This window comes from Dellaglioa sp. CoH-56-MRSF-11 (assembly GCF_056782135.1).
On the sequence record NZ_JBXAYE010000002.1, the window covers coordinates 198,118 to 212,826 of the forward strand.

Genomic DNA, 14,709 nt, shown 5'->3' on the forward strand with positions numbered 1-14,709 from the left:
ATAAAAATGATTGATCGTTATACAAATGCTGAGATGGGTGCCATATGGTCAGATGAAAATAAATATAAAGCTTGGTTAGAAGTTGAAACATTAGCTAGTGAGGCTTGGGTTGAACTAGGCCATGTTCCAGCAGAAGACGCTGAAAAAATTCGTAAAAATGCTAGTTTTGATATTGATCGTATTTTAGAAATTGAACAAGAAACAAAGCATGATGTCGTTGCCTTTACAAGAGCTGTCTCAGAATCTCTAGGGGAAGAACGTAAGTGGGTTCATTATGGATTAACTTCTACAGATGTAGTTGATACAGCGTATGGATCTATTTTAAAACAGGCTAATGAAATTTTGCGTAAGGATATTGAAGAATTTATGGCTGTTTTAGCTGATAAAGCAGTTGAATATAAAGATACTGTTATGATGGGTAGAACACACGGTGTACATGCTGAACCAACAACATTTGGATTGAAAATTGCATTGTGGTATTCTGAAATGAAACGTCATCAAATTCGTTTTAATGATGCAGCATTAGATGTTGAAGCTGGAAAAATTAGTGGTGCTGTAGGAACATTTGCCAATATCCCAATGTTTGTGGAAACTTATGTTTGTGAGCATCTTGGAATTAGACCTCAAGAAATATCGACACAAGTCTTACCACGAGATTTACATGCTAATTATGTTTCTGAGATGGCTCTTCTTGCAACATCGATTGAAAAAATGGCAACAGAAATTCGTGGATTACAAAAAAGTGAGACACGAGAAGTTGAAGAATATTTCGCTAAAGGCCAAAAAGGTTCATCAGCTATGCCACATAAACGTAATCCAATTGGTTCAGAAAATATTACAGGGTTAGCGCGTGTCATTCGAGGACATATGGTCACTGCCTTCGAAGATGTTACATTATGGCATGAACGAGATATTTCACATAGCTCTGCAGAACGTATTATATTACCCGATACAACTATTTTATTAGATTACATGCTACGTCGCTTTACAAAAATAGTTAAAGAATTAACAGTATTTCCGGAAAATATGAAAAAAAATATGGACCGTACTTTTGGTCTTATTTACAGCCAAAGAGTTTTACTTAAATTAATTGATAGTGGCATGTCTAGAGAGGCTGCATATGATTTAATTCAACCTAAGACGGCAATCTCTTGGGATCAACAAATACAGTTCCGTCCCTTATTAGAAGCAGATGAACAAATAATGTCTGCATTAACTCAAGCAGACTTAGATGATGCTTTTGATTATCATTATCATATTAGAAATGTTGATGCTATTTTCGAACGAATTGGTCTCATTTAAAGAAATATGTAAACCATAAAGTTATTTTAATAGCTTTATGGTTTTTTGTTTGCCATAATACGAACTTTAAATTAAAAAAATATAAAAATAATCGTATTTTACCTTGATAAATTATATAGTAATTGTTAAACTATATTTGTAAAGAACGAACTATTTAGTTAAAAAGTATATTTTTATATGTTTTTATTCTTAAGGGGGCTATTCGCTTGGATCAATTGATTTACGAAGGAAAAGCTAAAGATGTTTATCAAACTAATGATGAAGAAGTATTAAGAATGGTATACAAAAACCAAGCTACCGCACTTAATGGTAAACGGAAAGAAGAAATATTAGGTAAGGGATTATTAAGCCATCAAATATCTGATATTATTTTTTCTTATTTAATGGCAAACGGTATTAAAACACATTTCATTGAAGATGTTTCTAAAACCGAACAATTAGTTAAAAAAGTTGAAATAATTCCAATTGAAGTTGTTTTACGAAATACTATTGCAGGTAGTTTTGCTCGTAAATTTGATCAAGTTGAAGGAACTAAATTAACAGTTCCTGTTATTGAATACTATTATAAGAATGATGCTCTAGACGATCCTGGAATAAATGAGTCACAAATTTTTGCGTTAAATTTTGCGACTAAAATAGAAATGGACGAAATAAAGAAACAAGTCCTTCATATTAATCAGCTACTGTATAAATTATTTAAAGACATCAATATTGATTTAATTGATTTTAAACTTGAATTCGGTCGGTATCATGGGGAACTTATTTTGGCAGATGAATTTTCACCTGATAATGCACGTTTATGGGATTCGAAGACACATAAATCATTAGATAAGGATATTTTCAGAAAAAACCAAGGTAGCATTATTCCAGTATATCAAGATGTTTTAAACCGACTAAAAAATCGAAATGAGGTCAAATAATGTATAGTGTAAAAGTTTACGTTACATATAAAGAATCAGTTTTAGATCCGCAAGGTCAAGCTGTTAATGAAGCGATTAACCGATTAGGATTCTCAGGTGTTAGTGACGTTCGAGTTGGTAAATATTTTGTGTTAAAGGTTGAAGCAACTGAATTAGAGATAGACCAAAAAATTGATGCGATTTGTGATAAATTATTAGCTAATCCAAATATGGAGCAATATCGTTACGAACTTGAAAAAGTGGAGGCTTAATCATGAAATTTGCAGTTGTTGTATTTCCTGGTTCAAATTGTGATTATGATTTACTTCACGCTATTCGGGATGGTTTACATGAACAAGCTGAGTTTGTGTCGTATACAGAGGAATCTCTTGATGGTTTTGATGGTGTATTACTTCCAGGTGGATTTTCATACGGCGATTACTTAAGAAGTGGGGCAATTGCCAGTTTATCACCCATTATGAATGAAGTGAGACGTTTTGCGGATGAAGGTAAACTAGTGTTTGGAACCTGTAATGGATTTCAAATGTTAACGGAAATGCAACTACTTCCAGGTGCATTAATTCAAAATAAAAATATTAAATTTATTTGTAAGCCAGTTACTTTGGAAATTGTTAATAATCAAACGCGTTTTACAACTGATTATAAAACGCAAACGACAATTGAATTACCAATTGCTCATGGCGAGGGTAATTATTATTGTGATGATGAAACATTAGCTTCTCTTAAGAAAAATAATCAAATTATTTTTAGATATCAAGATAACCCAAATGGAAGTATTGATAATATTGCTGGAATTATTAATGAGCGTGGAAATGTACTTGGTATGATGCCGCATCCAGAACGTGCTATTGAAGCATTGCTCGGTTCAACGGACGGCCTAAATTTATTTAAATCGATGTTAACGACATACACAGAGGGAGTGGGTTAATTTGGTTACAAAACAAGAACCGACGGCACAAATAATTGAAGATACCAAATTATATCAAAATTGGGGATTAACTGATTCAGAATATAAGTTAATTAAAGATGATATTTTAAGTCGTCAACCTAACTATACTGAAACTGGTTTATTTTCAGTAATGTGGAGTGAGCATTGTTCTTACAAAAATTCCCGCCCCGTTTTAAAACATTTTCCAAATTCTGGGCCGCAAGTTTTACAAGGACCTGGAGAAGGTGCTGGTGTTATTGATATTGGTGATGGTAAAGCAGTTGTATTTAAAGCTGAAAGCCATAATCATCCCTCAGCTGTTGAACCCTATGAAGGTGCCGCAACAGGTGTCGGCGGTATTATCAGAGATATTTTTTCAATGGGGGCAACACCTATTGCACTTCTTGACAGTTTACGTTTCGGTGAACTAGATAATGAGCACACTAAGTATCTTGTTTCAGAAATTGTAGCTGGTATCGGAGGATACGGTAACTGTATTGGTATTCCAACTGTTGGTGGAGAAATAGGATTTGATCCTTGTTATGAGGGTAACCCACTAGTAAATGCAATGTGTGTTGGACTGATTGATCATAAAAATATTCAAAAAGGCCAGGCAAAAGGTGATGGAAATCTAGTTATTTATGTTGGTGCTAAAACGGGTCGTGATGGTATTCATGGGGCAACGTTTGCTTCTGATGAATTTGCTGATGATAAAGAAACACAGCGTTCAGCTGTTCAAGTTGGTGATCCATTCATGGAAAAATTATTAATGGATGCTTGTCTCGAACTTATTCTAGATCATCCAGACTGGTTAGTTGGTATTCAAGATATGGGAGCTGCTGGATTAGTTTCGTCAACTGCTGAAATGGCCTCGAAAGCTAAATCAGGGATGGTACTTGATTTAGATAACGTTCCACAACGTGAAACTAATATGTCTGCTTACGAAATGATGTTATCTGAATCTCAAGAACGGATGGTTCTTTGTATTAAACCTGAATTTGAAACTAAAGTTATCAATTTATTTAAAAAATATGATTTAGAAGCCGTTAATATCGGGTATGTAACAGAAAATACGGATTATGTTTTAATACATGAGGGAAAAATTGTTGCTAATATTCCCGTTGATTCTTTAGCAAGTGATGCACCAGTCTATCATAAGGAACAAAAAGAACCTGCAAGAATCAGCAAATTTAAAGCGCAGTCTGATTTTATACCTGAAATAGAAAATACGAAGCAAACTTGGTTAGATTTGTTACAACAACCAACAATCGCATCCAAAAAATCATTGTACGAAACGTACGATTCTCAAGTTAAAGTCAATACAGTGGTTAGACCTGGTAGTGATGCAGGTGTTATTCGAATTAGAGAAACTAATAAGGCACTCGCAATGACAACAGATTGTAATGCGCGTTATATTTACTTGAATCCTAAGGTTGGTGGTCAAATTGCTGTTTCTGAAGCAGCGCGTAACATAGTTGCATCTGGTGGACAACCACTCGCTATTACAGATTGCTTAAATTATGGACGTCCTGAAAATCCAGAAATTTTTTGGGAATTTGATCAAAGTGCTATCGGTATTTCTGAAGCATGTGACTTATTTAATACACCTGTTATTTCTGGTAATGTCTCTTTATATAATGAATTTAATGAACAAGCCATTTATCCAACGCCAATGATTGGAATGGTTGGTTTAATTAAAGATGTTAAAAATATAACAACGCAAGATTTTAAACATGCTAATGATTTAATTTATTTAGTGGGTACAACTTATAATGATTTTAATGGTTCAGAAATTCAGAAAATGACTACTAACGAGATTTCCGGAGATATTAAACATTTTGATTTAAAGACTGAACAAAGTAACCAAGCGTTTGTTTTAGAAGCTATCGAATCTGGTTTAGTCGAAAGTGCACATGATTTATCTGAAGGTGGTCTAGCCGTTGCTTTAAGTGAATCCGTATTTAAAAACGATTTAGGTATTGATATTAATGTAAATATGACAGATGCACAACTTTTCTCAGAATCACAATCGCGATTCATTTTATCGATTAAATCAGAAAATAAGACAGATTTTGAAAATTTAATGAATCAAACTGCTGAAAAAATTGGCTGTGTTACAGCAGACCAATTAATTAACGTGACGACAAAAGGGAGTAAGATAACTCTTACAACTTCTGAAGCCAAACAAGTTTGGGAGGATGCAATTCCGTGCCTAATGAAATAAGAAGTTTAAATGAAGAATGTGGTGTTTTTGGTGTTTGGGGAAATGAAGATGCAAATCAGATTACCTATTTTGGTCTGCATAGTTTACAACATCGCGGCCAAGAAGGTGCAGGAATTGTATCAAATGATGAAGGTAAACTAATTGGTTATAGAGGATTAGGATTACTATCAGATGTTTTTAGAAATCCTGAAAAAATAAAAAAATTAACCGGTAATGCAGCTATTGGACATGTACGTTATGCAACGGCCGGTAGTAACGGAATTGATAACATTCAGCCATTTTTATTTGATTTTTACGATACACAGTTTGCCTTAGCCCATAATGGTAATTTAACTAATGCGGTAACGCTTAGAAATGAGTTAGAGCAAGATGGGGCTATTTTCAAATCAAGTTCGGATTCAGAGGTTTTGATGCACTTAATTCGTCGTTCATCACAAGACACTTTGCATGAACAGGTTAAAGACGCATTAAATCAAGTACATGGTGGGTTTGCTTACTTATTAATGACGTCAAACTACATGATTGCGGCACTTGATCCAAATGGATTTAGACCACTATCTATTGGTCAAATGGTAAATGGTGCTTACGTCGTTGCAAGTGAAACCTGTGCTTTAGATTCTGTTGGGGCAGAATTCGTTCGCGATGTGAACCCTGGTGAAATCGTCACTATTACTGACGAAGGGCTATCAATTGACGTTTATACAACTGAAACTAAAATGTCAATTTGTTCAATGGAATATATTTATTTTGCAAGACCGGATTCGGATATTTGTGGGATTAATGTCCATTCTGCTCGTAAAAGAATGGGTCGCAAACTAGCACGAGAAACGGGTATTGATGCAGATATGGTTATTGGTGTACCAAATTCCTCATTGTCTGCAGCTAGTGGTTATGCAGAAGAAAGTGGCATTCCTTATGAAATGGGATTAGTTAAAAATCAATATATTGGCCGGACCTTTATTCAACCCACCCAAAGACTTAGAGAACAAGGGGTGCGAATGAAATTATCAGCTGTTAAAAGCGTGGTTAAGGGTAAAAAGATTATTTTAGTCGATGATTCAATTGTTCGGGGGACAACGAGTAAACACATTGTTAGATTGTTAAAAGAAGCTGGAGCTGCTGAAGTTCATTTGCGAATTGCGTCACCACCTCTTAAATACCCTTGTTTTTATGGGATTGATATTCAAAAGCAATCTGAATTAATTGCCGCAAATAAATCAATTGAAGAAATGAAGGCTATTATTGGGGCAGACTCATTAGCATTTCTAAGTGAAGCTGGATTAATTGCTTCAATTGGTTTGAATTTAGATGCCCCATATTCAGGACTATGTATGGCTTACTTTAATGGTGATTATCCAACGCCATTATATGATTACGAGGATGAGTATTTAGCAAACTTAACGACAGAAAAGTGAGGACTTCAAAATGGTAAATGCTTATCAAAAATCGGGTGTTGATGTGAATGCAGGGTATGACGTCGTTAATCGAATTAATAAACAAATGTCACTGGTAAATGAAACAAGTTCAGTTGGTGGATTTGGAGGACTCTTTGATCTCAGTCGATTAGGTATTATAGAGCCACTTATGGTTTCAGGTACTGATGGCGTTGGCACCAAATTGATGGTTGCCTTTGAAACAAATCGACATGACACAATTGGGATTGATTGTGTGGCTATGTGTGTTAATGACATTGTTGCTCAGGGTGCAACGCCTCTATACTTTTTGGACTACTTAGCGACTGGCAAAACTGAACCTCAAAAAATTGAAAGTATTATTTCTGGGGTAATTAAAGGATGTCAAACAGCACATATGAATCTTATTGGTGGTGAAACAGCTGAAATGCCAGGGATGTATCAAAAAACACATTATGATATGGCCGGATTTGCGGTTGGTGTTGTTGAAAAAAGTCAATTAATAGATGGTCATTCAATTCAAGAAAATGACATTTTAATTGGAATTTCGTCAACCGGTATTCATTCAAATGGATTCTCACTTGTTAGAAAGATATTTCTTGAAGACATGGCTTTTAATTTAGATGAAGCTTTACCAGAAATACCTAATGAATCACTTGCTGAAATATTAATGACACCAACAAAAATTTATGTAGATGATCTGATTCCTTTATTTCAAGATAATTTGATTAAAGGCGCAGCACATATTACAGGTGGTGGCTTTATTGAAAATATACCAAGAATGTTACCAGAAGGGCTAAAAGCAACAATTAATCTAGGATTATGGCCAGTACTACCAATTTTTGATGCCATCTCTAGATACGGTGAGATACCCCATTCAGAGATGTATGAAATTTTTAATATGGGTATTGGAATGGTTTTGGCTGTTGATAAAGCTAACGTTGAACAGGTGCTGACACAATTAAATAAAGAAACTGTACACGCTTATGAAATAGGCAGTATAGAAATTAAAAATACTGATCAAACGGTCGAATTGGTAGGTAAATAAAATGGTCAAAGTAGCAATTTTTGCATCAGGGACCGGTTCTAATTTTGAATTTATTGCAGATAATCAGGCATTAAAAGATGCAGGATTAGAAATTGAAGTTTTAGTTTGTGATCGACCAAAAGCGGCTGTCATTAAAAAGGCAGCACGTAGAGGAATTCCAACCTTTATTATTCAACCTAAAGACTTTGAAAATCGTAGTCATTATGAACAAGTGATTGTTAATGAATTAGCTAAGTATCAAATCGACACCATTTTATTGGCGGGTTATATGCGTGTGATTACAAGTACATTATTGAGTAAGTATCCGATGGAAATTATTAATATTCATCCCGCAATGTTACCCCTTTTTCCAGGTATTCATGGAATTGAGGATGCGTATAAGGCAGGTGTTAGTGTAACTGGTGTGACGATACACTACATTGACGAAGGTGTTGATACGGGGCCAATTATAGCGCAACAAAGTATTCCTATTTTACCAAATGAAACACTTGAACAATTGGAAAGTAAGATTCATGATGTTGAACACCAACTATATCCAAAGGTGATTCTAAATTTATTAAACAATAAAAAGGGAGATTAATAAGATGAAAAGAGCTTTGATAAGTGTATCTGATAAAACTGGTGTTGCAGACTTCGCTCAGGGATTAATCAAACGTGGATTTGAAATTATTTCAACTGGTGGTACGTTTAATATTTTAAAGGATGCCGATATCGCTGTAATTAGAATTGAAGATGTGACTCACTTTCCAGAAATGCTTGATGGACGAGTTAAAACATTACACCCAATGATTCATGGTGGGTTATTAGCAAGGCGTGACAATCCAGCTCATATGGCTAAATTAGAAGAAGAACATATTGCCTTAATCGATTTAGTTTGTGTAAACTTATATCCCTTTAAAGAAACGATTGAAAAACCTGGTATTACTGAGTCAGAAGCTATTGAGCAAATCGATATTGGTGGGCCTTCAATGTTGCGTTCTGCTGCCAAAAATTTTGAATCTGTTTATGTTGTTGTCGATAAAGCTGATTATCCGTCTGTTTTAGATAAACTCGATGATGATAAAATGGATAATCAGTTTCGTCGACAATTAGCAGCTAAAGCGTTTAGACACACGGCTGCATATGATACTTTAATATCATCTTATTTAACAAAAGAATTAGAAATTGAATTTCCTGAAAAATTGTCATTAACATATGATTTCAAACAAGGAATGCGTTATGGTGAAAATGCACATCAAAAAGCGGCTTTCTATCAATCAGCTTTACCAAATGCTTTTTCGATTGCTGCCGCTAAACAATTACATGGTAAAGAGTTATCGTATAACAATATTAAAGATGCCGACGCTGCTTTAAAAGTTGTCTCAGAATTTAAGCAACCTGCTGTCGTTGCGATGAAACATATGAATCCTTGTGGGGTTGGTACTGGAGAAACGATTAATGCTGCATGGAAAAAAGCATTTGATGCTGATAAAACGTCAATTTTCGGAGGCATTATTGCCTTAAATCGTGAAGTTGATTTAGAAACAGCAACTGAATTACATCATTTATTCCTTGAAATTATTATCGCACCAAACTTCACAGATGCTGCATATGATATTTTAGCTAAGAAGAAAAATCTTCGTGTTATGACAATTGATTTCAGTCAAAAGGACCAAGCTGATAAATATGAATATGTCTCAGTGATGGGTGGCTTACTTGTTCAAGAACGTGATCAAGTCATTGACCAAATGGAAGAATTAAAAACGGTAACTGAAAAATTACCAACAAGTGATGAAAAAGAAGCAATATTATTCGCTCAAAGAATTGTGAAGCATGTTAAGAGTAATGCGATTGTAATTGCAACTAAGGATCAAACACTTGGAATTGGTGCGGGTCAAATGAACCGTGTCGGATCGGTTAAAATTGCGTTAGAGCAAGCACTAGAACATGGGATGGTAGAACCATTTGTCTTAGCTTCAGATGCTTACTTCCCAATGGATGATAGTGTTGAATATGCTGCTGATCATGGTATTACGGCAATTATTCAACCGGGAGGGTCAATTAAAGACCAAGAGTCAATTGATATGGCTAATCGCAAAAATATTGCTATGGTATTTAGTGGCCGTCGTCATTTCAAACATTAAATTGTTAAAATGAGTCTATCTTTTTAACCTATGAAAGGATTATTTTAAATAATGAAAATTTTAGTTATTGGTTCTGGCGGACGTGAACATGCCATCGCACGTAAATTTATTGAAAGTGATACTGTCTCAGATGTTTACTGTTTACCCGGAAACCCTGGGATGAATAACAACGGGATTAAATCTGTGGGTATTGATATCACTAATTGGATTGGCATGACAACCTTTGTCCGTGAAAATGACATTGATTGGACTTTTGTTGGACCAGAAATTCCACTGATAGATGGCATAACTGATTTTTTTCGTGAAGAAAACCTAGTTATATATGGGCCTTCAAAAGCCGCTGCCCAGTTAGAGGGGTCAAAGGAATTTGCGAAACAAGTTATGGCGTCAGCCAATATCCCGACAGCTAACTATCAGACATTTACCGATTACCAGACTGCATTAGATTATATGACGCACCAATCATTCCCAATAGTTATTAAAGCAAATGGATTAGCTGGTGGTAAGGGCGTTATTATTGCTCAAGATCTATCAGAAGCAACTGATGCTTTGCGTTCATTTTTAGTCCAACAACAATTTAATACAACAGAAGTATTAATTGAAGAGTACCTTGAGGGTGAAGAATTTTCATTGATGGCATTTATTGATCGAGATAAAGTTTATCCGATGCCAATTTCTCAAGACCATAAACGGGCATTTGAGGGAGATAATGGTCCTAATACCGGCGGAATGGGCGCATATTGTCCAGTTCCACAAATTTCAGAAGATGTTGTTACGGAATCAATTGAAAAAATTGTTCAGCCAACAGCGGATGAAATGATGAAACGTGGTATTCCATTCACAGGTATTTTATATGTGGGAGTAATTTTAACTAAAGACGGTCCAAAAGTAATTGAATACAATGTTCGGTTTGGCGACCCCGAAACTGAAGTCGTATTACCAAGATTAAAAACGGATTTTGCATTAGTTATTTCAAAATTATTGCAGCATGAAAGTCCATCTTTACAATGGGAAACAGAGGGAATCACTCTAGGTGTCGTTATTGCCGCTGATGGGTATCCAGAAAATCCTGAAAAAAATATTACATTACCCAATTTAAGTGACTTTAAGTCACTTTCCAACAGAATTGATTTTGCAGGTGTAAAATTAGTTGATAAGAAATTAGTTAGTGCAGGTGGACGCATTTATATTATGCATGAATCAGGCGTAGACATGGCAGATGCACAACAGAAACTTTATCAGTTAATTGCTGATTTTGAAGCACACAAAACATTTTACAGAATGGATATTGGTTATAGGGCGAATCTAAAATAAAAAAACGTTCATGTTTACTTATAGTACAAGTAAGCATGAACGTTTTATGAGTTTATGACAGATTAATTAGTGACAATTGAAACATTTGCGGCCTGTAAACCACGGCTACCTTCTTTAATTTCAAATGTTACATTTTGACCAGTTCCAAGTACTTTAAATGCGTCAGATTGTATAGCGGTATAATGGACAAATATCTCTTTTTCATCACCATAAGCAATGAATCCATAACCTTTTTGTGCGCTAAACCATTCAACAATGCCAGATTCCATATCAAACGCCTCCCAAAATTGGTCGTAAAGTTTAAGTACTTCTACAGTATAGGTAACTTTAACCAGTAGTGCAACTAATGACAATCGCAGTTTTCTCAGTTATACTTAAAAGAACTTAATATGAAGGGATGATCAATTTGAACGATATAGAAATTGCACAAAAAAACGTGATGAAACCAATCGAAGAAGTAGCTAACGAGATTGGTTTGAAAAAAACTGATATTGAACCATATGGTAATTTTAAGGCAAAAATAAACTTACCTTTAGATTTACCTAAAAATAAAAATTCTAAGTTAATTCTCGTTACAGCAATTAGTCCCACTCCAGCTGGAGAAGGTAAATCAACCGTAACAGTTGGTTTAGGGGATGCTATGCATCGTTTGAATGAGAAAGTTATGATTGCTCTCAGAGAACCTTCTTTAGGTCCTGTTATGGGGATGAAGGGTGGCGCAACTGGTGGTGGTTATTCTCAAGTTGTCCCAATGGAAGATATTAATTTACACTTTACAGGTGATATGCATGCTTTAACAACTGCAAATAATACACTTGCTGCTTTGATTGATAATCATATTCAGCAAGGTAACGATTTAAAAATTGATCAAAGACGTATCATTTGGAAACGAGTACTTGATATTAACGATCGTGCATTACGCCATGTTGTAGTAGGCCTTGGTGGCCCAATGCAAGGGATACCTAGAGAAGATGGATTTGATATTACAGTTGCCAGTGAATTAATGGCTATTTTGTGTTTGTCAAAAGATATTAAAGATCTAAAATCAAGAATCAGTGATATTGTTGTAGCATACAATATAGATAAAAAACCAATTACAGTTGCTGATTTAGGTGTAACTGGTGCAATTAGTTTGTTATTAAAAGATGCAATTAAACCTAATTTAGTTCAGACTTTAGAGCATACACCTGCCATTATTCACGGCGGACCTTTTGCTAATATCGCACATGGCTGTAATAGTGTTCTTGCAACACAAACTGCCTTACAATTGGGCGACTATGCAATTACGGAAGCGGGATTTGGGGCTGACTTAGGTGCTGAAAAATTTCTTGATATCAAAACACCAATCTTAGGTAAGACACCTGATACAATTGTTCTTGTTGCTACAATCCGCGCTTTGAAAATGCATGGCGGAGTTGCTAAAACTGAATTGAATACTGAAAATGTTGCTGCTTTAAAAGCAGGATTTGTTAATTTAAAGAAGCATGTTGAAAGTATGCAGCGTTATGGCATTCCAGTTGTTGTTGCTATTAACAAGTTTACTGCTGATACAGATCTTGAAGTCCAAACTTTGATTGAACTTACCTCTGAAATTGGTGTTTCCGCTATACCTGCAGATGTTTGGGGACAAGGTGGTGCCGGTGCTCTTGATTTAGCAAAAAAGGTGATTGAAACAACGAATGAGATTCATGAATTTAAAGCATTGTACGAGGCTGATGATTCTGCTGAAACTAAAATTGAAAAAATTGTTAAAACGATTTATGGTGGCGCTAAAGTTGAATATGCACCTAAAGCAAAACAGCAATTACGTCAGTTTAAAGAATTGGGATGGGATAAATTACCTATTTGTATGGCAAAAACACAGTATTCATTGTCAGATAATGCTAAACTGTTAGGAGCACCTACGGAATTTACAATTCATATACGTGAATTTAATCCTAAATTAGGATCGCGTTTCTTAGTTGCACTAACTGGAAATGTCCTAACGATGCCTGGATTACCTAAAGATCCAGCTGCAAATCATATGGATATTGACGATAATGGCCTAATTTCAGGGTTATATTAATTAAGAATTAAGAGGATTTAATATGATTTTATATGCATTATTAGCAATAATTATTTTAGTTGTAGATCAAGTAGTGAAATACGTGGTTTCAGCTAATATTGCGTTGAACACGAGTCAAACAGTTATACCTAATTTTTTATCGATTGCTAATATTAGAAACGATGGTGCAGCTTGGAGTTTACTGGCTGGAAAACAATGGTTCTTTTTTATTGTTTCTGTTTTAGCATTAGGATTAATGATTTATTACTTTTATAAATATAGAACAAACATGGGCTATAAGTTCAGCATTACATTGATGATTGCTGGAACATTAGGCAACTTTATTGATCGATTGAGATTTGGTTATGTTGTTGATATGTTTCAAACAGATTTTGTTAACTTTCCAATTTTTAACGTGGCGGATACTGCGTTAACAGTTGGCGTTATCATTTTATTAATAATTGTTTTAAAGGAAGACGATAAATGACAGAATTAGTAATTCAAGATGAGACAGGACGTCTCGATAAGGTTATTGCGAAGTTAATGCCTGAAATATCTAGATCAAAAGTACAACGCTGGATTGAAAGTGGCGATATTTTAGTTAATGGTAAAACAGAAAAGACTAAATATGCCGTCCAACCAGGAGATAAAATTAATTTAGTAGAACCTGAACCAGTTGAGTTAGATTTAATACCACAAGATATCCCATTAGACATTGTTTATGAAGATGATGATGTTATTGTTGTGAATAAACCGCAAGGTATGGTTGTTCATCCATCACCGGGGCATGCAGATGGTACATTAGTTAATGCATTATTATTCCATAGTCCTTTATCAACAATTAATGGTGCCTTTAGACCAGGAATTGTTCATCGAATTGATAAGGATACTTCTGGACTTTTAATGGTTGCTAAAAATGATAAAGCACATCAATCATTAGCTGCTCAATTGAAAGCAAAAACGAATATTCGTGAATATATTGCTTTAGTACACCAACCGATTAAAGAAGAATCAGGAATTATTAAAGCACCACTCGGTCGTTCACCAAAAGATCGTATGAAGCAAGCGGTTGTTAAAGATGGACGTCCAGCAGTGACACATTTTAAAGTGGAAAAAAATTATGAAAACTACTCACTTATTAAGTGTCAGTTAGAAACAGGTCGTACACATCAAATTCGTGTTCACATGCAATATATTGGGCACCCAGTTGTAGGTGATCCCTTATATGGGTCACGTAAAACAATTAAAGGGCATGGTCAATTTTTACATGCAGCTAAGCTTGGATTTAAGCATCCAACAACGGGTAAAGAGCTTATTTTTGAAGTACCAATCCCACCTATTTTTAAAAGTACGCTGGATTATCTTGACAAAACAAACGCTATCAGGTAACATGA

Annotated in this window: 14 protein-coding genes; 13 read left to right on the forward strand and 1 reads right to left on the reverse strand. The window is 35.0% G+C overall.

The genetic code is table 11. The features are described 5' to 3' along the window. The first annotated feature begins 6 nt into the window (after positions 1-6). The 10 genes from purB to purD all read left to right on the forward strand — a co-directional run bounded on the left by purB (position 7) and on the right by purD (position 11,271). On the forward strand, positions 7-1,302 hold the full coding sequence (gene purB, locus AC1RPT_RS02930) for an adenylosuccinate lyase (protein ID WP_481761299.1): 1,296 nt from the start codon (positions 7-9) through the stop codon (positions 1,300-1,302). Positions 1,303-1,502: 200 nt separating this feature from the next. After that, positions 1,503-2,222: a phosphoribosylaminoimidazolesuccinocarboxamide synthase gene (gene purC, locus AC1RPT_RS02935; protein ID WP_481761407.1), complete on the forward strand. Its 720-nt coding sequence runs from the start codon at positions 1,503-1,505 to the stop codon at positions 2,220-2,222. Continuing rightward, positions 2,222-2,473: a phosphoribosylformylglycinamidine synthase subunit PurS gene (gene purS, locus AC1RPT_RS02940; protein ID WP_409022561.1), complete on the forward strand. Its 252-nt coding sequence runs from the start codon at positions 2,222-2,224 to the stop codon at positions 2,471-2,473. The genes purC and purS overlap by 1 nt, the downstream gene beginning before the upstream one ends. Positions 2,474-2,475: 2 nt before the next feature. Further along, positions 2,476-3,150, forward strand: a complete 675-nt coding sequence (purQ, locus tag AC1RPT_RS02945) for a phosphoribosylformylglycinamidine synthase subunit PurQ (protein WP_481761300.1) — start codon at positions 2,476-2,478, stop codon at positions 3,148-3,150. 1 nt (position 3,151) lies between these two features. Continuing rightward, complete coding sequence (purL, locus tag AC1RPT_RS02950) at positions 3,152-5,374, forward strand: phosphoribosylformylglycinamidine synthase subunit PurL (RefSeq protein ID WP_481761301.1); 2,223 nt, start codon at positions 3,152-3,154, stop codon at positions 5,372-5,374. Further along, positions 5,359-6,789 carry an amidophosphoribosyltransferase gene (gene purF / locus AC1RPT_RS02955; protein WP_481761302.1) on the forward strand — a complete coding sequence of 477 codons (1,431 nt, stop codon included), beginning with the start codon at positions 5,359-5,361 and terminating at the stop codon, positions 6,787-6,789. The genes purL and purF overlap by 16 nt, the downstream gene beginning before the upstream one ends. Positions 6,790-6,799: 10 nt before the next feature. Further along, on the forward strand, positions 6,800-7,834 hold the full coding sequence (gene purM, locus AC1RPT_RS02960) for a phosphoribosylformylglycinamidine cyclo-ligase (protein ID WP_481761303.1): 1,035 nt from the start codon (positions 6,800-6,802) through the stop codon (positions 7,832-7,834). 1 nt (position 7,835) lies between these two features. After that, entirely contained in the window at positions 7,836-8,414 is a 579-nt protein-coding gene (gene purN / locus AC1RPT_RS02965; protein ID WP_481761304.1) for a phosphoribosylglycinamide formyltransferase, read from the forward strand. A gap of 4 nt (positions 8,415-8,418) precedes the next feature. Then, positions 8,419-9,957: a bifunctional phosphoribosylaminoimidazolecarboxamide formyltransferase/IMP cyclohydrolase gene (gene purH / locus AC1RPT_RS02970; protein ID WP_481761305.1), complete on the forward strand. Its 1,539-nt coding sequence runs from the start codon at positions 8,419-8,421 to the stop codon at positions 9,955-9,957. A gap of 51 nt (positions 9,958-10,008) precedes the next feature. Continuing rightward, positions 10,009-11,271 (forward strand): phosphoribosylamine--glycine ligase, encoded by a 1,263-nt coding sequence (purD, locus tag AC1RPT_RS02975; protein ID WP_481761306.1) that lies wholly within the window; start codon positions 10,009-10,011, stop codon positions 11,269-11,271. 62 nt (positions 11,272-11,333) lie between these two features. Here purD and AC1RPT_RS02980 read toward each other — a convergent pair whose 3' ends face one another. Then, positions 11,334-11,540 carry a cold shock domain-containing protein gene (locus AC1RPT_RS02980; protein WP_409022794.1) on the reverse strand — a complete coding sequence of 69 codons (207 nt, stop codon included), beginning with the start codon at positions 11,538-11,540 and terminating at the stop codon, positions 11,334-11,336. A gap of 137 nt (positions 11,541-11,677) precedes the next feature. Here AC1RPT_RS02980 and AC1RPT_RS02985 point away from each other — a divergent pair, with 137 nt between their 5' ends. The 3 genes from AC1RPT_RS02985 to AC1RPT_RS02995 are packed head-to-tail and all read left to right on the forward strand — an operon-like array spanning position 11,678 to position 14,704. Beyond that, positions 11,678-13,336 carry a formate--tetrahydrofolate ligase gene (locus AC1RPT_RS02985; protein ID WP_481761307.1) on the forward strand — a complete coding sequence of 553 codons (1,659 nt, stop codon included), beginning with the start codon at positions 11,678-11,680 and terminating at the stop codon, positions 13,334-13,336. A gap of 22 nt (positions 13,337-13,358) precedes the next feature. After that, positions 13,359-13,802, forward strand: a complete 444-nt coding sequence (gene lspA / locus AC1RPT_RS02990; RefSeq protein ID WP_481761308.1) for a signal peptidase II — start codon at positions 13,359-13,361, stop codon at positions 13,800-13,802. After that, positions 13,799-14,704 (forward strand): RluA family pseudouridine synthase, encoded by a 906-nt coding sequence (locus AC1RPT_RS02995; RefSeq protein WP_409022551.1) that lies wholly within the window; start codon positions 13,799-13,801, stop codon positions 14,702-14,704. The genes lspA and AC1RPT_RS02995 overlap by 4 nt, the downstream gene beginning before the upstream one ends. Positions 14,705-14,709 lie beyond the last annotated feature (5 nt).

What these genes read in the sequence shown, in the direction of transcription:
- lspA (WP_481761308.1), top strand. Translation starts at nt 13,359, where the DNA reads ATGATTTTATATGCATTATTAGCAATAATTATTTTAGTTGTAGATCAA.
- purB (WP_481761299.1), top strand. Translation starts at nt 7, where the DNA reads ATGATTGATCGTTATACAAATGCTGAGATGGGTGCCATATGGTCAGAT.
- purN (WP_481761304.1), top strand. Translation starts at nt 7,836, where the DNA reads ATGGTCAAAGTAGCAATTTTTGCATCAGGGACCGGTTCTAATTTTGAA.
- purD (WP_481761306.1), top strand. Translation starts at nt 10,009, where the DNA reads ATGAAAATTTTAGTTATTGGTTCTGGCGGACGTGAACATGCCATCGCA.
- AC1RPT_RS02980 (WP_409022794.1), bottom strand. Translation starts at nt 11,540, where the DNA reads ATGGAATCTGGCATTGTTGAATGGTTTAGCGCACAAAAAGGTTATGGA.
- purQ (WP_481761300.1), top strand. Translation starts at nt 2,476, where the DNA reads ATGAAATTTGCAGTTGTTGTATTTCCTGGTTCAAATTGTGATTATGAT.
- purS (WP_409022561.1), top strand. Translation starts at nt 2,222, where the DNA reads ATGTATAGTGTAAAAGTTTACGTTACATATAAAGAATCAGTTTTAGAT.
- purH (WP_481761305.1), top strand. Translation starts at nt 8,419, where the DNA reads ATGAAAAGAGCTTTGATAAGTGTATCTGATAAAACTGGTGTTGCAGAC.
- AC1RPT_RS02995 (WP_409022551.1), top strand. Translation starts at nt 13,799, where the DNA reads ATGACAGAATTAGTAATTCAAGATGAGACAGGACGTCTCGATAAGGTT.
- purM (WP_481761303.1), top strand. Translation starts at nt 6,800, where the DNA reads ATGGTAAATGCTTATCAAAAATCGGGTGTTGATGTGAATGCAGGGTAT.